Consider the following 23,121-nt stretch of genomic DNA (forward strand, 5'->3'; position numbering starts at 1 on the left):
CCCGACGCTCATCGGCAGGCGGGGCCCGGTGCGTTGGGCCAGCTCCGCCATCCGCGGTGAGAGGAGCAGGAGCAGGACGGTGACGGGCAGCGTCGCCAGACCGGACGCGAGAGGGCTCCAGCCCGCGGAGGTCTGCAGCTGGATGACCAGGACGAACATCATCGACCCCAGCGCCCCGTAGACGAGGAAGGTCATCAGGTTGGCGGCGGCGAAGACCGGTGAGCGAAACAGGGCGAAGGGGACGAGGGGCCGGCTTGCGCGGGTTTCGGCGATGACGAACCCGACCACCCCGAGGACCACGACGGTGCCGGCGAGGGCGAGGGCCGCTCCCTTCGCCCCGGGGCCGCTGGTGAGCACCCAGGTGAGGGCCCCGAGAGTGACCACGGTGGCTCCCGCACCAGCGAGGTCGAAGGAGCCGGTCGACTCGACATCACGCGACTCGGGCACCGCGAACAGGGACAACGCGATGACGCCCGCGCACAGGGGGACGTTGACGGCGAAGATCCAGTGCCAGGACAGGTGGTCGAGGATCCAACCACCCACGAAGGGGCCGATGGCCGTTGCGATCCCTGACACCCCGGCCCACGTGCCGATGGCCCACGGGCGATCGCGCGGGTGGAAGGAGCTCTGGATGATGGCCAACCCGCCGGGAGTCAGCAAGGCAGCGCCGACGCCCTGCAGCATCCGGGCCATGATCAGCCAGTCCGTGCTCGGCGCCATCGCGCAGCCGAGGGAGGCCAGGGCAAACCAGGCCATGCCGACGAGGTAGACCCGGCGACGACCCCACCGGTCACCGAGCCCGCCACCGACCAGGACCAGCGAGGCGAGGGTGAGGACATAGCCGTTGTTGATCCACTGCAGCCCGCTCAGGCTCGAGCCCAGGTCACGCCCGATCGTCGGCAGCGCGATCCCGACGATCGTCCCGTCGAGGAGGGCGACCCCCGAGCCGATCGTCACCGCGGCCAACGTGAGCAGACCGCGGCGGGAGGTGCGCTCGAGCAGTGGAGCAGGGGTCGTCATACGTCGATCATCCGCCATCGTCGCCTAGGGTCGATCCATGCTGCTCTCCGACAGGGACATCCGGGCCGAAATCGATCGTGGACGGGTCGCGCTCGACCCGTGGGACCCGGCGATGGTCCAGCCGAGCAGCGTCGACGTGCGGCTGGACAAGTTCTTCCGCCTTTTCGACAACCACAAGTACCCGGTCATCGACCCCGCCGCCGACCAGCCCGAGCTGACGCGACTCATCGAGGTCGAGCCGGACGAGGGCTTCGTCCTGCACCCCGGTGAGTTCGTCCTCGGCTCCACCCTGGAGACCGTGACGCTGCCCGACGACCTCGCCGCTCGGGTCGAGGGCAAGTCCTCGCTGGGTCGCCTCGGCCTGCTGACCCATGCCACGGCGGGCTTCGTCGACCCCGGCTTCTCCGGCCACGTGACCCTCGAGCTGAGCAATGTCGCGACCCTGCCGATCCGCCTGTGGCCGGGGATGAAGGTCGGACAGCTGTGCTTCTTCCGCCTGTCCTCCCCGGCGGAGCACCCGTACGGGTCAGGGGTCTACGGCTCGCACTACCAGGGACAGCGCGGACCGACCGCCAGCCGGTCCTTCGCCAACTTCCACCGGACCGACCTGTGACCCATGAGTAACATCAGGGGATGAGCGCCGACACGCACCTCCCGACCGCCTACGACGAGACCCGTGAGGAGCACGACAGCCGCCGGGTGTCCGCCTTCGCCGACGACGCGCTCGGCACGCTCGATGCGACCGGCGTCGCCGAGGCGATCCGGTCCGGGAGCATCAGCGCGAGCGAGGCCGTCGAGGCGGCCATCGCTCGGGTCGCTGCTGTCGACCCGGAGCTCGGCGCGACGACCGTCGACGACCACGAGCGGGCGCGTAGGCGGGCCGAGCACCTGCCGACCGGGACGTCCGCTCCCTTCGCCGGGGTGCCGACGGCCTTCAAGGACAACGTGCCGGTCGCGGGTCTGCCGATGACGGCCGGGTCCCGCGCCCTGTCGCCCACCCCCAAGACCGTCGACTCCGCGATCGTGCGGCAGGTCCTGTCGACCGGGGTCATCCCCGTCGCGACCACGACCTGTCCTCCCTTCGGTTGGACCGCGACGACCGAGCGCCCGGGGGGCCAGGTGACGCGCAACCCGTGGGCGACTGGCTACTCCTCCGGCGGGTCCTCGGGTGGCTCTGCGGCGCTCGTGGCGTCGGGTGCGCTGCCGATCGCCCACGGCAATGACGGTGGTGGCTCCATCCGCATCCCTGCGGCAGCCTGCGGTCTCGTCGGTCTGAAGGTCACCCGGGGGCGGCTGCTCGGCGAGCCCGCGACCGACAAGGCCCCGGTCAAGATCGTCGTCAACGGCGTGCTCACGAGGAGTGTGCGGGACACCGCGACCTTCCTTGCCGCCGCCGAGCGCTTCCAGCCCTCGGGCAAGCTGCCCGAGGTGGGTCTCGTCGAGGGGCCGGGCGCGCGACGGTTGCGCATCGGGATGATGGTCGACTCGCCTCTGGTGCCCCCCACGGACCCGCAGACCCGAGAGGCCGTCGAGGCGGCCGGCCGGCTGCTGGAGAGCCTGGGTCACACCGTCGACCCCGACCTCGATGTCGCGGTTCCCGAGTTCTTCAAGACCGACTTCGAGGACTACTGGGGCCTGCTGGCGCTCAGCTCCGCCATGCAGGGAGCGAGCATCTACGGCAAGGGCTTCGACGCCAGCCAGCTCGATCCCTTCACCCTCGGTCTGGCGGCTCGTGCCAAGAAGCGCCTGTACCGCCTCCCGCTGGCGATCGCTCGGCTCGGCCTGACCGGCCTCGCCGCGGACCGGCTCTTCCCCGCGCCCGCAGACCTCGTCCTCACCCCGACGCTCGCGCACACCACCCCCCGCATCGGATACCTGTCCGGCGACCTCGACTTCGAGACCCACTTCAGCCGACTGCCTCCATACGTCGGCTTCACCCCGCTGCACAACGCGAGCGGTCAGCCTTCGATCTCGCTGCCGCTCGGTCGCACCGACGACGGCCGTCCGATCGGTGTGATGCTCTCGGCCCGCAAGGGCCAGGAGCGTCTCCTGCTGGAGCTGGCCTTCGAGCTGGAAGCCGCCGCCCCCTTCGCCCGCATCGACGGCGCCGCCGCGAGCGCCTGATCAGTCCAGCGCCACCGTCGCCGTGAGGGCGCGGTGGTCGCTGCCGCGCTCGCGGGTGACCACGAGGTCGGTGCAGGTCGCGTCACGCGTCAGCACGTGGTCGATGGGTACGGGGGCGAAGCCGGCGCCCCGCGTGCGCCCCCACGTCCCGGGGAAGCCCGACCCGAGCTGGGTGGTGCAGTCGCGCAGACCACTGCGGCGCACGAAGTCGCGGAAGGCGACCGCGCTCGGTGGCGCGTTGAGATCGCCGAGCACGATCACCGGACCGTCGGCAGCCTCCGTGGCGGTGCGAAGGGAGTCCAGCCCCTCTCCCCACCGCTCGGCCGCGAAGAAGGCGGGATTCTGCAGTCGGGTGCCGATGACGCTCACCTCGGCCCGGCCAGAGCGCAGCCGCAGGATGCTGCCCGGCTGGCGGCCGGCGAGGGGCTCGGTCGCGACCACCCGCCACGGAGCGCGGACCCACACGTCGACGTCGGCCTCGATGTAGTCGTCGTGGTCGCTGTCGGCGAGATGCCACTGCGGCCCGAGCGCCCGACCCAGCCCCGCGGTGCGGTCCGGCGCCCACTCCTGGAGCGCGAGCACGTCCACCCCCTCCGCCAGGTCCACGAGCTCGGCGTCGGTGGGACCGGCCCACGCGGTGTTGAGCGTCGCGACGCTGATCGTGGGGGAGCCCGGAACCACCCGGTGGCCGTCGGCGACCACGTGGTCGAGCAGGGGCACCTGACTGGCCAGGAGACCTGCAGCGAGGGCGAGCCGCCACCACCGGTGGTGGCGCCACGGCAGCAGGGCCGCGCCCACGGCCACGAGGAGGATCGCGGGCAGCCCGGCCGCGAGGACCACCCCGACGCTCGTGCGTCCGTCATTGGCGTGCATGAGGACGATGGCGAGCACGCACAGGACCAGCACGGTGAGCGTCGCCCATGCTGCCGCCGTCCCCCAGCGTGTCCTGGGCCTGTCAGTCGTCATAGCGAGGTCAGTGTGCCAGCCCGCGCCCCAGCCTCCCCGGGGCCTGTGCCAAGGTGTCGGCATGTCTGACTTCGCTCCCGGACCGACCGGCACCGACGAGGTGCTCTTCGCCGTCGATGGATCCCTCGGCAGGATCCTGCTCAACCGGCCCCGCGCCATCAACTCCCTGACCCGCGACATGGTCGTGGCGGTCCGCGCGCAGCTGCTCGCCTGGGCGCAGGACGACGCGGTGGACGTCGTCTCGATCGAGGGCGCCGGCGAGCGCGGGTTCTGCGCAGGAGGCGACGTCCGCGCAGTCCGCGAGGCTCACCTGGCGGGCACCAGTGGGGGAGTGGACTTCTGGGCCGATGAGTACGTCCTGGATGCGCAGATCGCCGAGTACCCCAAGCCCGTGGTCGCCCTCATGGACGGCGTCGTCATGGGCGGCGGGCTCGGCATCTCCATGTTTGCCGCCGCTCGCTGGACCACCGAGCGCTCGCGAGTCGCCATGCCTGAGACGATCATCGGCTTCTTCCCCGATGTCGCCGCGACCTACCTGCTCTCCCGCGCACCGGGGGAGACCGGGACTCACGTCGCCATGACCGGGACGACCTTCACCGGGGCTGACGCGGTGTACCTCGGCCTCGCCGATGCCGTCGTCGACCACACGCTCCTGCCGCATCTCGTGCAGGCCATTGCCGGCGGAGGTCCTGTCGAGCCGGTGCCTGCCGGAGCCGGGACGAGCGAGGACAGTGCTCTCGCTGCCGCCCGCGGCTGGATCGACGAGTGCTACGCCGGTGACGACCCGGCGGCGATCCTGCGCCGGCTGCGCGCCCACGACCACCCTGACGCCCGCGCTGCAGCCGAGGAGATCTCCCAGCGCTCGCCCTTGTCCGTGGCCGTCACCCTCGAGGCGCTGCGCCGGGCCGAGCACGCAGGGTCGGTGCGAGAGGTGCTGGAGACCGACACGCTCGTCGCGCGCGGCCTGCTGGTGCGCGGCGACTTCGACGAAGGGGTGCGCGCCCTGCTCGTCGACAAGGACAGGCAGCCGCGTTGGGGCCACGACTCGTTGGAAAACGTCTCCCGTGCAGAGGTGCTGGCGGTCTTCTCGGGTTAGGTTGGAAGACCACGCGGCGTCACTGCCCGCGCGACCTGATGGGACGGGTGCCGGATGATTCGGCTCGACGGCGTCACCAAGCAGTACCCCGATGGCACGGTTGCCGTCGACGACCTCAGCCTGACCGCGCCCGACCGAGCCATCACCGTGCTCGTCGGCCCGTCCGGCTGTGGCAAGACGACCACGCTGCGGATGATCAACCGGATGATCGAGCCGACCTCGGGGTCCGTGACGATCGACGGCCAGGACGTCCTGGCGATGGATGCTGCGGAGCTGCGCCGTGGGATCGGCTATGTCATCCAGCACGGCGGCCTCTTTCCCCACCACACGGTCGAGCGCAATGTCGCGGCCGTGCCCCTGCTGCTCGGCACCCCCAAGAAGCGCGCCATCACCCGCGCACGTGAACTGCTCGAGCTCGTCGGGCTCGACCCGGCGCTCGGACGGCGCTACCCCAGCCAGCTCTCCGGGGGGCAGCAGCAGCGCGTCGGCGTCGCTCGTGCGCTCGCGGCCGACCCGCCGGTCATGCTCATGGACGAACCCTTCTCCGCCGTCGACCCCGTGGTGCGTGAGCAGCTGCAGGACGAGTTCCTCCGCCTGCAGGGCGAGCTCGGCAAGACGATCGTCATGGTCACCCACGACATCGACGAAGCGATCAAGCTCGGTGACCACGTCGCCGTGCTCCAGGTGGGTGGGCGCATCGCACAGCTGGCCCGACCGGCCGAGCTCCTCGCCCATCCAGCGGACAACTTCGTCGCCGACTTCCTCGGCCGTGACCGGGGCTACCGGGCGCTCGGCTTCGACAGTGCTCGCGTCCCCCTGCACGACGAGCCGACGGTCCGCCTCGGGGCGAGCGTCGCGGATGCGACGGCCACCGCCGGGAGGGACGGCTGGGTCCTCGTCGTCGACGATCGCCGTCACCCCAAGGGGTGGGCGCGACCCGTGGACCTGCCAGGCGTTGGGAGCATCGACGAGCGGTCGTTGGCGCTCGGCGGCACCCTGGCGCGGGTGGACGGCCCCCTGCGGCTGGTCCTGGACGCCGCGCTCTCCTCACCGAGCCGGCGTGGCGTGGTCGTCGACGGCGACGGCGCGCTCGCGGGAACCTGCCGGGCCACAGAGGTCCTGTCCGTGATCGAGACTCGGGAGCGACCGAGCGAGCCCGGCGAACCCGTCTCGCACTCGGCGCAGTGACATGAGCTGGATCCTCGACCACCTCGACGACATCCTGTCGCTCACCCTGCGGCACGCGTGGCTCGCCGGGGTGCCGCTCGTGATCGGGCTGCTCATCTCCCTTCCGCTCGGGTGGTTGGCCAACCGTCACCGCCGGCTGCGCGGCGCCGTGATCGTCGGGGCCGGGTTGCTCTACACGATCCCCTCGCTGGCGCTCTTCGTCCTCATGCCGCTCCTGCTGGGCACCGGCATCCTCGACCCGATCAATGTCGTCGTCGCGATGACGATCTACACGATCGCCCTGCTCGTGCGCTCGGTCGTCGACGGCCTCGGCTCGGTGCCCGAGGAGGTCGCTCGATCCGCGACGGCCATGGGCTTCACGCCGGTGCGGCGCTTCTTCGGGGTCGACCTGCCACTGGCGGTCCCCGTCATCGCCGCCGGCCTACGGGTGGCCGCCGTCAGCAATGTCTCGATCGTCTCCATCGCCTCCCTCATCGGCGTCAACCAGCTCGGTGACCTGCTCGTCGACGGGTACAACCGGGCGATCAGTGGCGAGCTCGTCGCAGGCATCCTCGGCTGTGTCCTCCTCGCGCTGGTCCTCGACCTGGCCATCCGCCTGCTGGAGCGCGCGCTCACCCCGTGGCGCCGCGCGGGCCAGGGGGGTGCCGCATGATCGGGTCGATCATCGACTGGCTGACGAGCAGCGCGAGCTGGTCGGGCGCCGACGGCATCCTCGCCCGGTTGCTCGAGCACATCGGCTACACCCTCCTGGTCCTGGTCATCGCGGCGCTCATCGCCATCCCGCTCGGCTTGTGGATCGGCCACACCGGTCGGGGGCGCTGGATGGTCACGGCCGCCAACGCACTGCGGGCGGTGCCGACGCTCGGTCTGCTCTTCGCGCTCACGCTCGTGCTGCTGCCCCGTCTGCCGGGTGACGCGGCCTTCCTCGTCCCCAGCGTCATCGTCCTCGTGCTGCTCGCCGTCCCGGCGATCCTCTCCGGCACCTACGCAGGGGTCGAGGCCGTCGACCCTGCAGCGCGCGATGCAGCGCGGGGGATCGGCATGACCGGCAGCCAGGTGCTGTGGAAGGTCGAGCTGCCCATCGCGCTGCCGCTGCTCATCTCGGGCCTACGCGCCGCCGTCCTGCAGGTCGTCGCCACCGCGACCGTCGCTGCCTATGTCGGGCTCGGTGGTCTCGGGCGATTCCTCATCGATGGACTCGCCACGCAGGACTACGCGAGCACCGCCGGCGGCGCGCTCCTCGTGGCCGTCCTCGCCCTCGCGCTGGATGCCCCCTTCGCGCTGCTCGAACGTCTCGTGGTCTCCCCGGGACTCACCGGCCGCACTCGCCCCCTTCGCCCGTCCGAACCCAACCGCACCGCTCCCGCTGGAGGAACCCCATGAGCTCGACCACCCACCCCCGTCGACGGGTGCGCACTGCCGCACTCGCGCTCACCATGGCCGGCGCGCTCGGCCTGTCCGCCTGTGGTGGAGGCGGTGACCCGCTCTCCAACTCCTCCTCGAGCGAAGGGGGCGACGCAGCCTCGGGCGACATCGTCGTCGGCTCCGCCGACTTCTCGGAGTCAATCCTGCTCGCGCACATCTATGCCGGCGCACTCAAGGCCGACGGGGTCAACGCCACGACCAAGACGGGCATCGGCTCACGCGAGGTCTACCTCAAGGCGCTCGACGAGGGCTCGGTCGACGTCCTGCCGGAGTACACCGGCGGCCTGGCGCTGTACTACGACAAGGAGTTCGCCGAGACCGATCCCGACAAGACCTACGACGCCCTGGCGGACCTGCTGCCCGAGGGGACGAGTGTCCTGGAGAAGTCTGCGGCCGAGGACAAGGACTCCATCGTCGTCACCAAGGAGACGGCAGACAGCAAGTCCCTCACGACCATGGAGGACCTGAGCAAGGTCGCCGGTGAGATGACGCTGGGTGCGCCGTCGGAGTTCAAGACCCGGTCCCAGGGCATCCCCGGGTTGAAGAAGTCCTATGGCATCGAATTCAAGAGCTTCCGGCCGCTCAAGCCCGGGCAGGCCACCAACGGCGCGCTCAAGAACGGCCAGATCCAGGCGGCCAACATCTTCAGCACGGACCCGGCGATCGCGGACAACGGTTTCGTCGTCCTCGAGGACACCAAGAAGCTCTTCGGCAGCCAAAATGTCGTCCCGCTCGTGCGCGATGACGCCAAGGAGCAGGTCGCCAAGACCCTGGACGAGGTCTCGACGAAGCTCACCACCGACAAGTTGTCGCAGATGCTCAAGCGCACCGACATCGACAAGGAGGACCCGGACAAGGTGGCCGCGGACTTCCTCAAGGAGGAGGGGCTCGACTGACGGACCCCTGACGACGACGAAGGGCGCCGCCCACCTCATGGTGGACGGCGCCCTTCGTCATGCGTGGATCACTCCCAGGACGGGTTCGCGTTCTTCTTCGCGAGGTCCGAGAGGTCGCCGGCGTCGGCCGGGGGAGCGGCCTGCTCGACCGGGGCGGGTGCCTCGGTCTCAGCAGGTGCTTCCGTGGCCTGAGCCTCGGGCTCGTCGACCGTGGCCTCCTCGGCCTCAGGGGCCTCGACCAGGGTGGCCTCGGCGGCGGGCTCGTCGGTGACGGGCTCTTGTGCCGGGGTCTCCTCCACCCTGCGCGCCTCGGTCGCAGCCGGGGTGGCTGCGGCGGGAGCGCTGGTCTCCCACGAGGGTGCGGCGTTCTTGGCAGCCAGGTCGCTGTCGCCGGTGGCGGCGGCTGCGGGAGCAGCCGTCTCCTCAGCAGCAGGTGCCTCGCTCGCGGACTCCTCGACCTGCGGCGCCTCAGCAGGGGCCTCGGTCACCTCGGCCTCGGTCGCTTCGGCCTCGGCAGCAGGCTGCTCGGCAGGAGCTGCGTCAGCCTTCGACGCCTCAGTCGCAGCCGGGGCAGCAGCGGCAGCCGGTGCGCTGGTCTCCCAGGAGGGTGCGGAGTTCTTGGCAGCCAGGTCGCTGTCGCCGGTGGGTGCGGCTGCGGGAGTAGCCGTCTCCTCAGCAGCAGGTGCCTCGACCGGGGTGGCCTCGGCGGCGGGCTCGTCAGTGACGGGCTCCTGTGCCGGGGTCTCCTCGACGTTGGTCTCGTCGACCACAGCCGGGGCAGCAGCAGCCGGTGCGCCGGTCTCCCAGGAGGGAGCGGCGTTCTTGGCAGCCACCGAGTCGTCCGCCTCAGCAGCCGTCTCGGCCTTGGGCTCTTCGGCCTGGGGGGCCTCAGCAGCCGGGGCGGCGGCGCCGGTCTCCCACGAGGGGGCGGCGTTCTTCTCGGCAGCCGAACCCGTCTCCCAGGAGGGCGCCGCGTTCTTGTCCGCGGCGCTCGCCTCGGCCTTGGGCTCTTCGGCCTGGGGGGCCTCAGCAGCCGGGGCGGCGGCGCCGGTCTCCCATGAAGGAGCCGCGTTCTTGGTCGCAGCCTCGGTCTCCCACGACGGCGCGGCGTTGCTGCTCGCCACGGTCTCGTTGCCCTTGACCGCCTGCGGGTCCTCGCCGGCCTCCTCGACCGCCTCGGCGGTCTTGGCCGTCTCGGCCTCGCTCGGGGCCTTTGGGGTCGCGCTCTGGGCACCCTCGCCCTCGGCCGGAGCCGGGACAGCGGTCTTGGGCTCGGCCTGGGCCTGCTCCTCGGACTCGGTCGGGGCGGCCTTGGCCGGGACCGTGGCCTCCTTGACCGACGCGAGCAGCATCTGCGCGACGTCGACGACCTCGATGTCCTCGGATGCACCCTCGGACTGCTTGGCGGTCAGACCATCGCTGAGCATGACGCGGCAGAAGGGGCAACCCACGGCGATCCGGTCGGCGCCGGTCGCGATGGCCTCCTCGGTGCGGTTGAGGTTGATCCGCGAGCCGAGCTGCTCCTCCATCCACATGCGAGCGCCACCGGCACCACAGCAGAAGGACTTCTCCTTGGAGCGCTCCATCTCCTTGAGCTCAACTCCCGGCAGGGCCGAGATGAGCTCACGCGGCGGGGCGTAGACATTGTTGTGACGGCCCAGGTAGCACGGGTCGTGGTAGGTCACCGACGGGCCGGTGGACGCGACGTCCTTGTTGCTGGACTTGCGCGGAGCCTCCGGACGGTTGACCGGGACGATCTTCTTCTCGCGAACGAGGCGGTTGAGCAGCTGCGTGTGGTGCAGCACCTCGTAGTTGCCGCCCAGCTGCGGGTACTCGTTCTTGATCGTGTTGAAGCAGTGCGCGCAGGTGACGACGATCTTGGTCGCGCCGACCTCGTTGAGCGTCGCGACATTTTGCTCCGCGAGCATCTGGAAGAGCACCTCGTTGCCCGCGCGGCGAGCGGAGTCGCCGGTGCAGGTCTCGCCGTTGCCCAGGATCGCGAAGTCCACGCCGGCGTGGTCGAGCAGCTCGGCCACCGCCCGCGAGGTCTTCTTGGCGCGGTCCTCGTAGGCGCCGGCGCAGCCGACCCAGAAGAGGTAGTCGACGTCATCGGCCGACTCGACGTCCTCGCCGAGCACCTTGACGGTGAAGGGGAGGTCCTTGGCCCAGTCCATGCGCGCCTTGGCGCCCATGCCCCAGGGGTTGCCCTTGGACTCGAGTTTCTTGAACAGGCCTCCGAGCTCGCTCGGGAAGGCCGACGCGATGAGGTTCTGGTAGCGCCGCATGTCAACGATGTGGTCGACGTGCTCGATGTCGACGGGGCACTGCTCGACGCAGGCGCCACAGGTGGTGCAGGACCACAGGACGTCCTCGTCGATGACCACGTCGGGCCCGTGCGGGTTGTACGCCGTCAGCGGCTGCTCCGGGTCATAGCCGGTCTGCCCGATGAGCGCCATGTCCGCCCAGTTGATGACGGGCGGCTCCTCGACGGCGACCGCGGCGTCGGCGCCGCTCTGCATCGGAGGCCCGGCCAGGGCGACGGCCCCGTGGGCGGTCTGCGGGCGCGCTCCGCCCGCAGAGGACAGGACGCCGGAGACACCCTGAGCCGCGGCCAGGTACGGCGCCTTGGCGTGCGCGTGGTCGCGCAGCGTCATCATGAGCAGCTTGGGGGAGAGGGGCTTCTCGGTGTTCCAGGCGGGGCACTGGCTCTGGCAGCGACCGCACTCGGTGCAGGTGGAGAAGTCGAGCAGGCCCTTCCAGGTGAAGTCCTCGACCTTGCCCACGCCGAGCGTGGAGTCCTCGTCCATCTCCTCCATGGACTCCATGGAGAAGGGCTTGCCGTCGACGATCATCGGCTGCAGCTCACCCAGCGACGTGCGGCCGTCAGCGTGCCGCTTGAAGTAGATGTTGAAGAACGCGAGGAAGCGGTGCCACGCGACACCCATCGTCGGGTTGATCGAGATGGTGATCATCCAGGCGTAGGAGATCAGCAGCTTGATGAGCGCGACGACGATGATGCCGGCCTCCAGCGCTTCCACGGACATGCCGCTGAAGAGCGAGCCGAGCCACCCGGTGAGCGGGAAGTGCAGCAACGAGGCATGGTCGGCCTCAGCAGAGTTGAGGAGCAGCGCACGCTCGAGACCGCGGAGGAGCGCGATGCAGACGCCGACGCCGAGGATCGTCAGCTCGACGTAGTAGGCCTGCCAGAAGGTCGAGCCGAAGAAGCGGGACCTGCGGCCCTCGTCGCCCGAGGCCGAGCGGGGGTGCTGCCTCTGCCGGATGACCATCAGCATCACGATGGTGACGATGCCCGCCATGGCGAAGAACTCGGTGATCCACTCGTAGATGAAGAAGGTCCCAATGAGCGGGATGACGAAGTGGGGGTCGAAGAGCTGGATCGTCGCCTGAACGAGGGTCAGGAAGAGCACCCCGAACGAGATCATCGTGACCCAGTGCGCGATCGCCACGATGGGCAGCCGCGACATGCGGGTGTGGCCGAGGAACTCGCGGAAGAGCGTCGCCAGACGCGCTCCCGGGGAATTGGTCCGCTCGCCATGCGTGGGTTGGGCGAGCTTGAAGACGGTCAGGAAATGCTTGACGGCGCGGGCGAGCAGGCCCCATCCGACGATGGTGATCCCGACCCCGATGACTATCGCGACGATCTGGAGGGCAGACATGGGGTGAGTCTAAGTGGCGCGGTACGCCGAAAAGGTCTGAGGTGATGCGGCGCTCATCACCCGCCTGCGATGGGTCCCGCGGGGCGGGACCGATGCCGAAGGGGGTGACGCGTGTCCGTGAGACGCCGCTTGCGATGATGGATAACACGATGTTGGAATATCCATAACGTCTCGTTCGTTGTCGCGACCGAGTCAGCCGCACGTCGCGGCACCCTCATCCCCGATGGAAGGAACCGCGTTGCCCATCTACGAAGACGCCACCAAGCTCGTCGGCCGGACCCCGCTGGTGCGGATCAACCGCATCATCGAGTCCGAGGCCACCGTCGCCGCCAAGCTGGAGTTCTACAGCCCCGCCAGCTCCGTCAAGGACCGCATCGGCACCGCGATCATCGACGCGGCCAAGGCCTCGGGCGAGCTGAAGCCGGGCGGCACGATCGTCGAGGCGACGTCGGGCAACACGGGGATCGCGCTGGCCATGGTCGGCGCAGCGCGCGGCTACAAGGTCGTCCTCGCCATGCCCGAGACGATGTCCAAGGAGCGTCGTGCGCTCCTGCGCGCCTACGGTGCCGAGCTGATCCTCACCGAGGGCCCCAAGGGCATGAAGGGTGCGGTGGACAAGGCCGAGGAGATCGCCAACGAGCGCGGCGCCGTCCAGGCCAAGCAGTTCGCCAACGAGGCCAACCCGGCCATCCACGAGAAGACCACGGGCCCGGAGATCTGGGACGACACCGACGGTGAGGTCGACATCCTCATCTCGGGCATCGGCACCGGCGGCACCATCACCGGCGCGGGCCGCTACCTGCGCTCGAAGAAGTCCGACGTCCAGATCATCGCCGTCGAGCCCGCCGAGTCCGCGATCCTCAACGGCGGCGCCCCCGGCCCGCACAAGATTCAGGGTCTCGGCGCCAACTTCGTCCCGGAGATCCTCGACACCGAGATCTACGACGAGGTCATCGACATCGACGCTCCCACCGCCATGGACTGGGCCCGCAAGTCGGCGACCGACGAGGGCCTGCTCGTCGGCATCTCCTCCGGCGCCGCACTCGCGGCCGCGGACCAGGTGGCGCGTCGTCCGGAGAACGCCGGCAAGACGATCGTCGTCATCATCCCGAGCTTCGGCGAGCGATACCTCTCGACGCCGCTCTTCGAGGGACTCCTCGACTGACCGTGTCCTCCCACCTGCCGATCCGCGCCACGATCCGTGAGGACCTTGCCGCGGCCATGGAGCGCGACCCCGCCGCCACGTCGCGGTGGGTCGTGCTCCTCACCTCTGCCGGTCTGCACGCCATCTGGCTGCACCGGGTCGCCCACCGCTGGTGGATGCGTCCCGGGTGGAGGTGGCCCGCCCGGCTGCTCGCGTACGTCTCGCGATCGGTCACCGGGATCGAGATCCACCCCGGCGCTCACATCGGTCGTCGCTTCTTCATCGACCACGGGATGGGTGTCGTCATCGGCGAGACCTCGATCGTCGGCGACGACGTCATGCTCTTCCACGGCGTGACCCTGGGCGGGACGTCGGGCCAGCGCGTCAAGCGTCACCCCACGCTCGGCGACAAGGTCATGGTCGGCGCGGGCGCCAAGATCCTCGGCGACATCCACGTCGGCAGCAATGTCAAGGTCGGCGCCAACTCGGTGGTCGTCAAGGACGTGCCGACGGGCGCCGTCGCCACGGGCATCCCCGCGGAGTACCGCTTCCCCCAGCTGGAGGACGGCGGCCCCTCCGCGGAGGACCTGATGTACGCCGACCCGGCGATCTTCATCTAGGTCCCCTCAGGACGAGCGAAGGGGGGCGCTGACCGATCGGTCAGCGCCCCCCTTCGTCATGCCGGGCAGGTCTACGCCGGGGTCGGGCCCTCGCCGAGCGGGTAGGTCGACGGGCCCTGGGAGTCGGCCGTGACCGCGCTCGCCACGTCGCGCTGCGGGTCGCTCGTGATCGTGCTGGCACCCTCACGCATCTTGTCCCCCGCGGCCGAGGCCGCGGTGCTCACGGCACCCAGTGCCGCCGGCGCTGCCTTGGTCTTGGCGGCGCGCTTGGCGGATGCCACCTGGTTCTGCACGGGCTGCGACTGCCAGAGCTGACCCGCTCCGGAGCGGATCTGCTCGTAGCGCTGCCGGCCGGCCCTGGCGCCGAGCACGTAGCCGGCGGCGGCGCCGAGCAGGAAGGAGATCTTCGACATGTGGTGACCTTTCGATCTGGTGGTCGGGGCGTCCCCTCCGACACTACCCACAGGGGGGATGGCCTACCGTGGTCTCGCTCGCCCCGGCGAGTGAGGAGGGCTCGCATAGTGGCCTAGTGCGGCGGTCTTGAAAACCGCTATGGCGGCAACGTCATCGTGGGTTCGAATCCCACGCCCTCCGCTCGTGGTGGATGGTCGGCCCATCGCTCCTCCCGGGTGCGGTTGTCGGGGGAGGGGAGTTCACTGGGTGGATGACCCGGTGCAGCATCGTCCCCCCGCACGTCCTGGCCGCCCTCGCCCGCTCGGCTGAGGCCGAGCCAGCCCTCGTCGCCGCGCGCACGCTGGCCATCGACGCTTCGTTGCGGCACGCGGGCAGACTCGTGGGGCCTCGTCCGTCGGTGATCCCGACGCAACCCTCGCTCGAGCAGGGGCCGCAGCGCACCATCCATGACGCAGGCGGCAGCGAGGTCCTGCCGGGGGCCGTCGTGCGCAGCGAGGGGGAGCCGCCCGTCGGGGACCCAGCCGTCGACGAGGCCCATGACGGACTCGGGCTGACATGGGAGCTGTGGGCCCGGGAGTACGGCCGCGACTCCCTGGACGGTGCGGGGATGCCGCTCGTGGCGACCGTGCACTACGCCGATCGCTATGACAATGCCTTCTGGGACGGCTCGCAGATGGTCTTCGGGGATGGCGACGGCGAGATCTTCACCCGCTTCACGGCCAGCCTCGACGTCATCGGGCACGAGCTGGCCCACGGGGTCACCGAGCACACCGCAGCGCTCGTGTACCGGGGGCAGTCCGGCGCGCTCAACGAGCACGTCTCCGACGTCTTCGGCGTCCTCGTCAAGCAGCGTCATCTCGGTCAGGCGGCCGACGAGGCCGACTGGCTCATCGGTGCCGAGCTGCTCACCGCCTCGGTCCAGGGACAGGCGCTGCGCTCCATGGCGGCACCCGGCACGGCCTACGACGATCCGCGGATGGGCAAGGACCCGCAGCCGGCGCACATGGACGACTTCGTGCGCACGAGCGATGACAACGGCGGGGTGCACATCAACTCGGGCATCCCCAACAAGGCCTTCCACCTCGTCGCCACCGCCATCGGCGGTCCGGCCTGGCAGGCGCCCGGCCTCATCTGGTGCGACGTGCTCACGGGGGAGATCTCGGCGGACTGCGATTTCGCGACCTTCGCGGCACTCACGGTGTCGGCGGCTCAGGCCCGCTTCGGAGATGACTCGATGCAGGCCCAGGCCGTGGCGGACGCGTGGCAGCAGGTGGGTGTCACCGCAGGGGCAGGGGGGAGCGTGCCCGCCGACGAGACTCCTGTGGATGACGGAGCACTGCTCCGCCTCAGTCGCTCGGGTGGTGTCGCCGGCCTGACCAGATCGCGTGAGCTGAGTCTGGGAGAGCTCCCTGAGCGCGACGCCCTCGCCTTCCGGTCGCTCATCGAGGGACCCCAGCTGCCTCGCCTGGCGGTCGAGGAGTCATCGCGTCCCGACGTCCTCTGCTACGGACTGCGGTGCGAGCGTCCGGCGCTCGACGTGCAGGTCACCGAGAGCGTCCTCCCACGGGCCACCCGCGACCTCTTCGAGCGGACGCTGCGCCGGGAGGCCTGAGCGAGCCCCGCCGCTAGGCTTGCCGCGTGAGTCCACCACCGACCGTCGTCGTCCTCAACGGACCCAACCTCAATCTGCTCGGCGAGCGCGAGCCCGATGTCTACGGCCACGAGACGCTGGCCGATGTCGAGGCACTGTGTCGCGCACGCTCGGATGAGCTCGGGTGGGATCTCGACTTCCGCCAGACCAACCACGAGGGCGTCATGATCGACGCGATCCACGAGGTGCGCTCGAGTGCTCTCGGACTCATCGTCAACGCAGGCGGATGGACGCACACGTCGGTCGCGATCCGCGACGCGCTGGCGGCCGTGCGGGCGCCCGTGATTGAGGTGCACATCTCGGATGTCCATGCGAGAGAGGCCTTTCGGCACTTTTCGTACCTCACGGATGTGTCCGCCGCGGTCATCGTCGGGCATGGGGTCCGCGGGTATGTCGAGGCGATCGACGAGGTCAGCGAGCGGGTCCGCCAGAGCTGACCTCACGGCGATGGGGGACCACGACCACGCCACTGCGCGTGATTGCTGGTAGCGTCGCTCACGTAGTTGCAGTACAGAACTCTCGCACGATGCATTTGGGCGCGGCCGCCAGCCGAGCCCACAGTATTACCAGAGGCGTGTTCCTCTGCCGAGGGGAGCTTTGCAGCTTGCACAAGGTCCCGCGACCTGCGGGACCGGATTGTTCAACAGGAAAGAAGTTTCACCTCATGGCACAGGGCACCGTTAAGTGGTTCAACGCTGAGAAGGGCTTTGGCTTCATCGCCCAGGACGGCGGAGGCCCCGACGTGTTCGTTCACTACTCCGCAATCGACACGACCGGATACCGGTCGCTCGACGAGGCGCAGCGCGTCGAGTTCGAGATCACCCAGGGCCCGAAGGGCCCGCAGGCTGAGAGCGTCCGTCCCGTCTGAGACGACGCACACCTGATGCGGTGACTCCACCGCTTCGCACGAAGGCCCCCACCTCTTGGTGGGGGCCTTCGTCATGTGTCAGGTCCTGTGTGTCAGGCCCTTCGCAGTACATGGCGTTAGTGTGTCCTCCCGATGAAGGAACACCACGAGCACGAGACGCGCGCGCAGCGGCGCGCCGCCTCTCGGTCTGGCGCGCGCGCGTCAACGTCCCCAGGCGTTCGTGGAGAGCACAGCAGTGGCGACGGCACTCGGGCCGCCAGACGTGAGCGCAGGGAGCGTCGCAGGGCCGTCCTGCGTCGCCGTGCCCTCAAGGGCAGCGGCGTCGTCGCGGCCCTCGGCGTGGCCGCTGGGGTCGGGGTCGCCGCCCACCTGAACGGCAACATCGCCCGGGTCGACATCGCCCACGGGTCCGGGGCGCGGCCCGACGACGTCGACGGCGCGCTCAACATCCTGCTCATCGGGTCCGACACCCGTGAGGGGCTGGGCACGTCCGAGTACGGCGTCGGGACGGCTGAGGGCGGCCCTCGCTCCGACACCAACCTCCTGGTCCACATCGCCGCGGACCGCGAGGCGGCCTACGTGGTCTCGATCCCGCGGGACTCGATGACCAAGGCGCCGACGGACTGCTCGGACCCGGAGTCCACCGTCGGCAACGGCGAGATCCGCCGGTGGAACGACAACTTCAACCAGGGCGGCCCGGCGTGCACGGTCAAGACCCTGGAGGGTCTGACTGGCATCTATGTCGACCACGTCGCGGTCATCGACTTCGGTGGGTTCCAGTCGATGGTCGACGGACTCGGCGGTGTCGATGTGTGCCTGCCGAAGCCGGTGTCCGACAAGGACGCCCAGATCGAGCTCCCCGCGGGCCGTCAACGGCTGGATGGCAAGGAAGCGTTGGGGTACGTGCGCATGCGCAAGAGCCTGGGTGACGGCTCCGACCTGCAGCGCATCGATCGGCAACAGACCTTCATGTCCTCCATGGCCCAGGAGGCGACGAAGTCCTCACTGCTGCTGCGCCCTGACCGGCTCTACCGCTTCCTTGACGCAGCGACCAAGTCGATGACGGCTGACGACGAGCTCGGTCTGCGGCGCATGATGTCGATCGCCACGAGCTTGAAGGACCTCGGGACCGACCGCCTCGTCTTCGTGACGGTGCCGACGGAGCCGTACCTCCCCGACCCCAACCGGGTGCAGTGGAAGAGCGAAGCAGCGGACGCACTGTGGACCGCGATCCGTGACGACGGCCCCCTTCCCGGACAGGAAAAGAAGCCCCCCAAGACGCCCAGGCTCACCGTGCGGCCGTCGGCGGTGACCGTGAGCGTCGTCAACGACACCGGGGTCTCCGGGCTGGCCGGGCAGGAGTCGCAGGCGCTGGCAGCCCAAGGGTTCACGACGACGGTGGCCGACATCGCCCCGTCGTCCTCCGTGACCGGCGTCGTCGTCCACCACGCGGAGGGGGACACCGAGTCCGCGCGAACGGTGGCGGCTGCGTACCCCGGCGCGAAGCTCAAGGCGGACACGACGCTGACGAAGGGGGATGTCCGCCTCGTCATCGGCATGGGGGCCGAGCCTGCTAGGGAGGTCCCCAACCGCGAGGGCAAGGGCCCGATGCCGTCGCCGTCGGTCACGGCACCGCCGGCGCCCACCGAGGTCTCCAGCCGCACTGCTGACGAGGACATCTGCGGCTGAGGAGCTTGCCGGACAGGGCGTGCGGGGACCCTGACTTTGAGTGGCGGATGCCGGACGGCTAGTCTGTCCGAGTTGTTGGGAGGCGTCGCCTAGTGGCCTATGGCGCCGCACTGCTAATGCGGTTCGGGTAACACCCGTCGAGGGTTCAAATCCCTCCGCCTCCGCCAGCGTCGAAGCGCCCCTGAGCCCATGGCTCGGGGGCGCTTTTGTGTGCCGAGCGCCGGGGGAGGGCGCTGCTCGCATCCCCGGAACGAGGGCCGGATGTCGCGAGCGGCCCCTGACAGCACCCGATTTCGTGGAGAGGCACCTGACCCGGTACAGTCCTTCCTTGTTGCCGACATGTTCGGCGGCGGGCGCCCGTAGCTCAACGGATAGAGCATCTGACTACGGATCAGAAGGTTAGGGGTTCGAATCCCTTCGGGCGCACTCTGTGTTGAGACAGACGGAACAGGCCCTGCCAGCGGAAACGCGGCGGGGCCTGACTCGTGTCCGGACGGTTGGCGAGCCCGGTCGGATGGTTGTGTGTTGAACCGGTAGTTCTGGCTGCCGGCGTCCTCGTGGGAGCCTCGCCGGCAGGCACGGCTACCACTTCAACCCACAACCACCTGCTGATGGGGTGGGGGGCTTCACGCACGAGCAGACGGGCCCGGACAGGGCTCCTGGGTCACGGGATCGGGCAGGGCGCGCCCTCGCAGCACGGCTGGATGTAGCCGCACCCGTCGCACCGCTCGTGGGAGGTCTCCCAGCGCATCAGACGGTCGCAGTTGGGGCAGGGCTCGGTGAGGTCGGCCATGGACGCCAGCGTACTCAGCCGGGCACGACGAAGGCCCCGCCCCCTTCGTCAGGGGAGCGGGGCCACCGTGGGTCCGTCGGAGGGTCAGGCCTCGTTGTCGAGGGCGGCGGACACACGACGGTGCGCCTCCCAGATCTCCTCCGGCAGCCGGTCGAACTGCTTGAGGTGCTCCTCGCGGAAGCCCATCTCCTGCTGCCAGCGCGGCACGTCGATGGACAGGATCCGGTCGAGGTCCTTCTGCGGGATGTCGAGACCGGTCATCTCGAGCTCGTCCTCCGTCGGGATGACGCCGACCGCCGTCTGGCGACCCGTGACCTCGCCGGCCTTGAGGTGCATGAGCCACAGGAGCGGGCGGATGTTCTCGCGGTACCCGGGCCACAGGTAGTGGCCGTCCTCCGGGTCCTTCTGGAACCAGTTGACGTGGGCGAAGAGCGGCTTGTCCTTCACCTGGCTGAGGATGTTGAGGTAGTGCTGCGCGTAGTCACCCTCGCCGTAGGCCATGAAGGGCCGGTTGGACATCGGGTCGTAGCGCAGCTGGCCCTCGACACCCTCGGCGGCCGCGGTCGCCTCGGCGCCCAGGGTGAGGCCGTCGTAGACGCCCTCGGCCGGGTCGGTGATCGCGCGGATCAGCGGCTCACGGTCACGCGTGCGACCACCGAAGATGATCGCGTCGACCTCGACACCGACAGGCTCGTCGAAGTCGGGGGCGGCGTTGGGGACATTGGCCAGCGTCGTCGTGAACCGGCTGTTGGGGTGCGCCCAGGGGGAGGTGTCGCCCGCCTCGCGGTCGGCGATCGCCTCGCCCTTCCAGTCGAGCCAGCCGTCGAGGTCGGCCGGCGGCTCGGGCGTGCGGCCCTCCCACCAGACCTCCTCGGTCTTTGGGTTGTAGGCGATGTTGGTGAAGATCGTCTTGGTGCCCGGGTTGACGGAGTGCAGCGCCGTCGGGTTGGTCAGCTCGTTGGTGTCCTTGGCGACACCGAAGACACCGAACTCGGGGTTCATCCCCATGAGCTTGCCGGTCTTCTCGTCGACCCAGAGCCAGGCGATGTCGTCGCCGTAGAAGTCGACCTGGTAGCGGTCGCCGAGGGCGTCCGGCGGCAGCATCATCGCGAGGTTGGTCTTGCCCGAGGCGCTCGGGAAGCCACCGGTGATGTGGTAGCGCTTGCCGGTCTCCTTGTCGGAGATGCCGATGAGCATGTACTGCTCAGCGAGGAACTTCTTGGTAGCCCACCCGTCGTAGGCGCCCTGGCGCAGGCCGTGGGCGATCTTGCCGAGCAGCGCGTTGCCGCCGTAGGAAGAGCCGAAGTGCAGGATCATCCGCTCGTCGGCGACGGTCACGAAGTACCGCTTGTCGTCGGGGGTGCCCTGACCGAGGTTCTCGAGGTCGCCGGTGACGTGCACGGCGCGCACGAAGTTGTCCTGCTGCGGCAGGTCGTTGACGTGCTCGATGCCCACGCGGGACATGCGGATCATGTGCAGCACGACGGGGCGGCTGTCGGTCAGCTCGACGCCGGTGGCCCACTGCGCGAGCTCGTTGTTCTTGGGGGACATCAGGTACGGCAGGACGTACATCGTCTTGCCCTTGGACTGGCCGCGCATGAGCTCGGTCAGCTTGTCCTTCATCTCCGCGGCGGGACGCCAGTTGTTGTAGACGCCCTTGTCCTTCTCGTCGTTGGTGGCGACGATCGTGCGCTCCTCGGAGCGCGCGGTGTCCTTGGAGTAGGAGCGGGAGTAGTACCGACCCTCCCCGGCCGGCAGGAGCTCGCCAGCCTCGACGGCCTCGGCAATGAGACGGTCGTCGTCCTGTGCACCCACCACCTCGATCCGGTCAGGCTGGGTGATCTCGGCCCAGTGCTTCACGTACTCGCGGACGGCCTCGTTGGTGAGACCTGACGCGTCAAGCGCGGCGTCGACGTCGACCATGCTCAGTTTCCCTCTCACGTGCTGGTGTGCGGGCGGTCCCTCACGGGTTCTCCCGGTTGCGGGCAGGTTACCGCTCCGTGACCGGCCATGGGTTGGCGGTGGCCGCGAGCGCGGCGTGATCTGACGCACGCATCCGTGCGCGGGGTCCGTGTGGGTCAGATCACCGACGCTGCTTGTGACTCACCGGTTTACCGATACGTGGTGTAGCAGGTACTGTCGGTATCGCACACTTTTCATTCACTCAGCACTGTCGCGAAGGGGTAGTCCACATGGCTTCCAGCGAATCGATGTCCTTGGCGGACAAGGGCCAGCGCCTCGGCCTGCGCCTGATCGCCAAGGCCGGAGGCCTGCCTGGCCTGAAGGACAAGGAGGTGCGGGCCAAGGTCGAGCGCTACCTGTACAAGGGCGCCGTCTCCGGCTTCAAGGCCCAGACCGCTGCTGGTCGTGCCTTCGCCAAGAAGAAGGGCTCGGGTGACCCGGCCCGCGCTGCGGCGGCCAAGCCGAAGCCGCTCTTCGACCTCAACCCGTCCGAGGACCAGCAGATGATCCAGGGCGTCGCGCGCGAGCTCGCGGACGAGGTCATCCGGCCGGCCGCCGCCACCGCGGACGCCGAGCGCGCAGTCTCCGCAGAGGTCCGCTCCGCGGCCGCTGACATGGGACTGCACCTCGTCGGCGTCCCCGCCGAGCTCGAGGGCATCGCCGAGGAGCGTTCTGCCGTCACCGGCGCCATCGTCCTCGAGGAGCTCGCCCGCGGTGACATGGGCATCGCCACGGCGATCATGGCTCCCGCAGCCGTCGCGACGGCGATCGCTGCCTACGGCGACGCCGACCAGCAGGCGACCTACCTGCCGGAGTTCACCAGCGAGAACCCGCCCACCGCGGCCCTGGCGATCCAGGAGCCCCAGGTGCTCTTCGACCCCTTCGCGCTGCGGACCACGGGTCGCATCGAGGGTGACGAGATCGTCCTCGACGGCGTCAAGGCCATCGTGCCCGGCGCCGAGAGCGCGGACCTTTTCATCGTCTCCGTCGCCATCGACGGCCAGTCGCGACTGGTGATCGTCAAGCCCGGCACTGAGGGTGTCCAGACCGAGGACGACCCCGCCATGGGGGTGCGTGCGGCCAAGACCGCCCGCCTGCACCTCGAGAGCGTCCGCGTCCCCACGAGCGACCTGCTCGGCACCGTCGAGGACCACGCCGACGCAGTGCGTCGTGCCCGCCTCGCCTGGGCGGCCGCGGCCGTCGGCACCTCGCAGGCCGTCCTCGACCACGTGAGCGAGTACGTCAAGGAGCGCAAGGCCTTCGGCGAGCCGATCGGCTACCGCCAGGCCGTCGCCTTCACCGTCTCGGACATCGCCATCGAGCTGGCCGGGCTGCGCCTCGTCGTGTGGAAGGCCGCCGCGCGCCTTGACCGCGGCGAGGACGCCTCTGCCGAGATCGCCCAGGCTCGCAACCTGGTCAGCCGTCACGCGACGTGGATCGGCTCGAGCGGCGTGCAGCTGCTCGGCGGCCACGGCTTCGTCAAGGAGTTCGACAACGAGCGCTGGTACCGCGATCTGCGGGGCGCCGGAGTCCTCGAGGGCACGCTGCTCGTCTGAGCCGCGCCCCTTCCTCTTACCTACCTGACACG

Annotated in this window: 20 protein-coding genes and 3 tRNA genes; 17 read left to right on the top strand and 6 right to left on the bottom strand. The window is 69.7% G+C overall.

Going from position 1 to position 23,121, the window contains the following annotated elements; translation table 11 throughout:
- A partial coding sequence (locus JLI01S_RS06090) for an MFS transporter (protein ID WP_068261591.1) occupies window positions 1–1,020 on the bottom strand: 1,020 nt, incomplete at its 3' end.
- Between the two features lie 37 nt (window positions 1,021–1,057).
- Here JLI01S_RS06090 and dcd point away from each other — a divergent pair.
- Together dcd and JLI01S_RS06100 are read left to right on the top strand one after the other, a co-directional pair.
- Entirely contained in the window at window positions 1,058–1,633 is a 576-nt protein-coding gene (gene dcd / locus JLI01S_RS06095; protein WP_068261594.1) for a dCTP deaminase, read from the top strand.
- Window positions 1,634–1,653: 20 nt separating this feature from the next.
- Entirely contained in the window at window positions 1,654–3,144 is a 1,491-nt protein-coding gene (locus tag JLI01S_RS06100; RefSeq protein ID WP_068261597.1) for an amidase, read from the top strand.
- Here the strand turns inward: JLI01S_RS06100 and JLI01S_RS06105 are convergent, their stop codons facing one another.
- Window positions 3,145–4,110 (bottom strand): endonuclease/exonuclease/phosphatase family protein, encoded by a 966-nt coding sequence (locus tag JLI01S_RS06105; protein WP_157074844.1) that lies wholly within the window; start codon window positions 4,108–4,110, stop codon window positions 3,145–3,147. It abuts the gene before it with no gap.
- A 61-nt stretch (window positions 4,111–4,171) separates the two neighbouring features.
- Here JLI01S_RS06105 and JLI01S_RS06110 point away from each other — a divergent pair, with 61 nt between their 5' ends.
- Genes JLI01S_RS06110 through JLI01S_RS06130 form a run of 5 tightly spaced genes read left to right on the top strand, consistent with a single transcriptional unit; the run spans window position 4,172 to window position 8,715 of the window.
- The gene (locus tag JLI01S_RS06110) at window positions 4,172–5,206 is read left to right on the top strand and encodes an enoyl-CoA hydratase/isomerase family protein (protein WP_068261604.1); all 1,035 of its coding nucleotides are present in this window, start codon (window positions 4,172–4,174) and stop codon (window positions 5,204–5,206) included.
- Window positions 5,207–5,260: 54 nt separating this feature from the next.
- Window positions 5,261–6,394 carry an ABC transporter ATP-binding protein gene (locus JLI01S_RS06115; protein WP_068261607.1) on the top strand — a complete coding sequence of 378 codons (1,134 nt, stop codon included), beginning with the start codon at window positions 5,261–5,263 and terminating at the stop codon, window positions 6,392–6,394.
- A gap of 1 nt (window position 6,395) precedes the next feature.
- Window positions 6,396–7,046 (top strand): ABC transporter permease, encoded by a 651-nt coding sequence (locus tag JLI01S_RS06120; RefSeq protein ID WP_068261610.1) that lies wholly within the window; start codon window positions 6,396–6,398, stop codon window positions 7,044–7,046.
- A complete protein-coding gene (locus JLI01S_RS06125) occupies window positions 7,043–7,777 on the top strand; it encodes an ABC transporter permease (RefSeq protein ID WP_068261613.1) in 735 nt (244 codons plus the stop codon). Before JLI01S_RS06120 ends, JLI01S_RS06125 begins: the two co-directional genes overlap by 4 nt.
- Window positions 7,774–8,715 (top strand): ABC transporter substrate-binding protein, encoded by a 942-nt coding sequence (locus JLI01S_RS06130; RefSeq protein ID WP_068261616.1) that lies wholly within the window; start codon window positions 7,774–7,776, stop codon window positions 8,713–8,715. Before JLI01S_RS06125 ends, JLI01S_RS06130 begins: the two co-directional genes overlap by 4 nt.
- A gap of 68 nt (window positions 8,716–8,783) precedes the next feature.
- On the opposite strand, the gene JLI01S_RS06135 is transcribed toward JLI01S_RS06130, so the two are convergent.
- A complete protein-coding gene (locus JLI01S_RS06135; RefSeq protein ID WP_068261619.1) occupies window positions 8,784–12,392 on the bottom strand; it encodes a heterodisulfide reductase-related iron-sulfur binding cluster in 3,609 nt (1,202 codons plus the stop codon).
- 223 nt (window positions 12,393–12,615) lie between these two features.
- On the opposite strand from JLI01S_RS06135, the gene cysK reads away from it, so the two are divergent.
- Entirely contained in the window at window positions 12,616–13,557 is a 942-nt protein-coding gene (cysK, locus tag JLI01S_RS06140; RefSeq protein WP_439645562.1) for a cysteine synthase A, read from the top strand.
- Between the two features lie 2 nt (window positions 13,558–13,559).
- Window positions 13,560–14,156, top strand: a complete 597-nt coding sequence (gene cysE / locus JLI01S_RS06145; RefSeq protein WP_068261625.1) for a serine O-acetyltransferase — start codon at window positions 13,560–13,562, stop codon at window positions 14,154–14,156.
- A 71-nt stretch (window positions 14,157–14,227) separates the two neighbouring features.
- Here cysE and JLI01S_RS17275 read toward each other — a convergent pair whose 3' ends face one another.
- The gene (locus JLI01S_RS17275; protein ID WP_068261628.1) at window positions 14,228–14,569 is read right to left on the bottom strand and encodes a hypothetical protein; all 342 of its coding nucleotides are present in this window, start codon (window positions 14,567–14,569) and stop codon (window positions 14,228–14,230) included.
- 94 nt (window positions 14,570–14,663) lie between these two features.
- Between JLI01S_RS17275 and JLI01S_RS06155 the strand changes: the two genes are divergently transcribed.
- The 7 genes from JLI01S_RS06155 (at window position 14,664) to JLI01S_RS06185 (ending at window position 19,204) form a co-directional block, all read left to right on the top strand.
- A tRNA-Ser gene (locus tag JLI01S_RS06155) sits at window positions 14,664–14,750 on the top strand.
- Window positions 14,751–14,820: 70 nt separating this feature from the next.
- Entirely contained in the window at window positions 14,821–16,182 is a 1,362-nt protein-coding gene (locus JLI01S_RS06160; RefSeq protein ID WP_068261632.1) for a protealysin inhibitor emfourin, read from the top strand.
- Window positions 16,183–16,208: 26 nt separating this feature from the next.
- On the top strand, window positions 16,209–16,658 hold the full coding sequence (gene aroQ, locus JLI01S_RS06165; protein ID WP_068261636.1) for a type II 3-dehydroquinate dehydratase: 450 nt from the start codon (window positions 16,209–16,211) through the stop codon (window positions 16,656–16,658).
- Between the two features lie 227 nt (window positions 16,659–16,885).
- Window positions 16,886–17,089 carry a cold-shock protein gene (locus JLI01S_RS06170; protein ID WP_055991015.1) on the top strand — a complete coding sequence of 68 codons (204 nt, stop codon included), beginning with the start codon at window positions 16,886–16,888 and terminating at the stop codon, window positions 17,087–17,089.
- Window positions 17,090–17,221: 132 nt separating this feature from the next.
- Window positions 17,222–18,778: an LCP family protein gene (locus tag JLI01S_RS06175; protein WP_084349237.1), complete on the top strand. Its 1,557-nt coding sequence runs from the start codon at window positions 17,222–17,224 to the stop codon at window positions 18,776–18,778.
- 78 nt (window positions 18,779–18,856) lie between these two features.
- Window positions 18,857–18,945, top strand: a tRNA-Ser gene (locus JLI01S_RS06180).
- 186 nt (window positions 18,946–19,131) lie between these two features.
- A tRNA-Arg gene (locus JLI01S_RS06185) sits at window positions 19,132–19,204 on the top strand.
- A 238-nt stretch (window positions 19,205–19,442) separates the two neighbouring features.
- Here JLI01S_RS06185 and JLI01S_RS17635 read toward each other — a convergent pair.
- The gene (locus JLI01S_RS17635) at window positions 19,443–19,571 is read right to left on the bottom strand and encodes a hypothetical protein (protein WP_281177453.1); all 129 of its coding nucleotides are present in this window, start codon (window positions 19,569–19,571) and stop codon (window positions 19,443–19,445) included.
- Window positions 19,572–19,655: 84 nt separating this feature from the next.
- The gene (locus JLI01S_RS06190; protein ID WP_068261641.1) at window positions 19,656–21,494 is read right to left on the bottom strand and encodes a phosphoenolpyruvate carboxykinase (GTP); all 1,839 of its coding nucleotides are present in this window, start codon (window positions 21,492–21,494) and stop codon (window positions 19,656–19,658) included.
- A 269-nt stretch (window positions 21,495–21,763) separates the two neighbouring features.
- Here JLI01S_RS06190 and JLI01S_RS06195 point away from each other — a divergent pair, with 269 nt between their 5' ends.
- Window positions 21,764–23,089, top strand: coding sequence for an acyl-CoA dehydrogenase family protein (locus JLI01S_RS06195; RefSeq protein ID WP_084349238.1), 1,326 nt, complete (start codon window positions 21,764–21,766; stop codon window positions 23,087–23,089).
- The last annotated feature ends 32 nt before the right edge of the window (window positions 23,090–23,121 follow it).

It is taken from the genome of Janibacter limosus NBRC 16128, from assembly GCF_001570985.1.
GTDB classification, from domain to species: Bacteria; Actinomycetota; Actinomycetes; order Actinomycetales; family Dermatophilaceae; genus Janibacter; species Janibacter limosus.

Excerpts from the sequence above, each read along its gene's own strand:
- JLI01S_RS06135 (WP_068261619.1), bottom strand. The coding sequence starts at position 12,392 with ATGTCTGCCCTCCAGATCGTCGCGATAGTCATCGGGGTCGGGATCACC.
- JLI01S_RS06110 (WP_068261604.1), top strand. The coding sequence starts at position 4,172 with ATGTCTGACTTCGCTCCCGGACCGACCGGCACCGACGAGGTGCTCTTC.
- JLI01S_RS06175 (WP_084349237.1), top strand. The coding sequence starts at position 17,222 with ATGAAGGAACACCACGAGCACGAGACGCGCGCGCAGCGGCGCGCCGCC.
- JLI01S_RS17635 (WP_281177453.1), bottom strand. The coding sequence starts at position 19,571 with ATGGCCGACCTCACCGAGCCCTGCCCCAACTGCGACCGTCTGATGCGC.
- JLI01S_RS06195 (WP_084349238.1), top strand. The coding sequence starts at position 21,764 with ATGGCTTCCAGCGAATCGATGTCCTTGGCGGACAAGGGCCAGCGCCTC.
- JLI01S_RS06100 (WP_068261597.1), top strand. The coding sequence starts at position 1,654 with ATGAGCGCCGACACGCACCTCCCGACCGCCTACGACGAGACCCGTGAG.
- JLI01S_RS06120 (WP_068261610.1), top strand. The coding sequence starts at position 6,396 with ATGAGCTGGATCCTCGACCACCTCGACGACATCCTGTCGCTCACCCTG.
- cysK (WP_439645562.1), top strand. The coding sequence starts at position 12,616 with ATGGAAGGAACCGCGTTGCCCATCTACGAAGACGCCACCAAGCTCGTC.
- JLI01S_RS06170 (WP_055991015.1), top strand. The coding sequence starts at position 16,886 with ATGGCACAGGGCACCGTTAAGTGGTTCAACGCTGAGAAGGGCTTTGGC.
- dcd (WP_068261594.1), top strand. The coding sequence starts at position 1,058 with ATGCTGCTCTCCGACAGGGACATCCGGGCCGAAATCGATCGTGGACGG.
- JLI01S_RS06160 (WP_068261632.1), top strand. The coding sequence starts at position 14,821 with ATGACCCGGTGCAGCATCGTCCCCCCGCACGTCCTGGCCGCCCTCGCC.
- JLI01S_RS06190 (WP_068261641.1), bottom strand. The coding sequence starts at position 21,494 with ATGGTCGACGTCGACGCCGCGCTTGACGCGTCAGGTCTCACCAACGAG.
- JLI01S_RS06130 (WP_068261616.1), top strand. The coding sequence starts at position 7,774 with ATGAGCTCGACCACCCACCCCCGTCGACGGGTGCGCACTGCCGCACTC.
- JLI01S_RS06105 (WP_157074844.1), bottom strand. The coding sequence starts at position 4,110 with ATGACGACTGACAGGCCCAGGACACGCTGGGGGACGGCGGCAGCATGG.
- JLI01S_RS06125 (WP_068261613.1), top strand. The coding sequence starts at position 7,043 with ATGATCGGGTCGATCATCGACTGGCTGACGAGCAGCGCGAGCTGGTCG.
- JLI01S_RS17275 (WP_068261628.1), bottom strand. The coding sequence starts at position 14,569 with ATGTCGAAGATCTCCTTCCTGCTCGGCGCCGCCGCCGGCTACGTGCTC.
- JLI01S_RS06115 (WP_068261607.1), top strand. The coding sequence starts at position 5,261 with ATGATTCGGCTCGACGGCGTCACCAAGCAGTACCCCGATGGCACGGTT.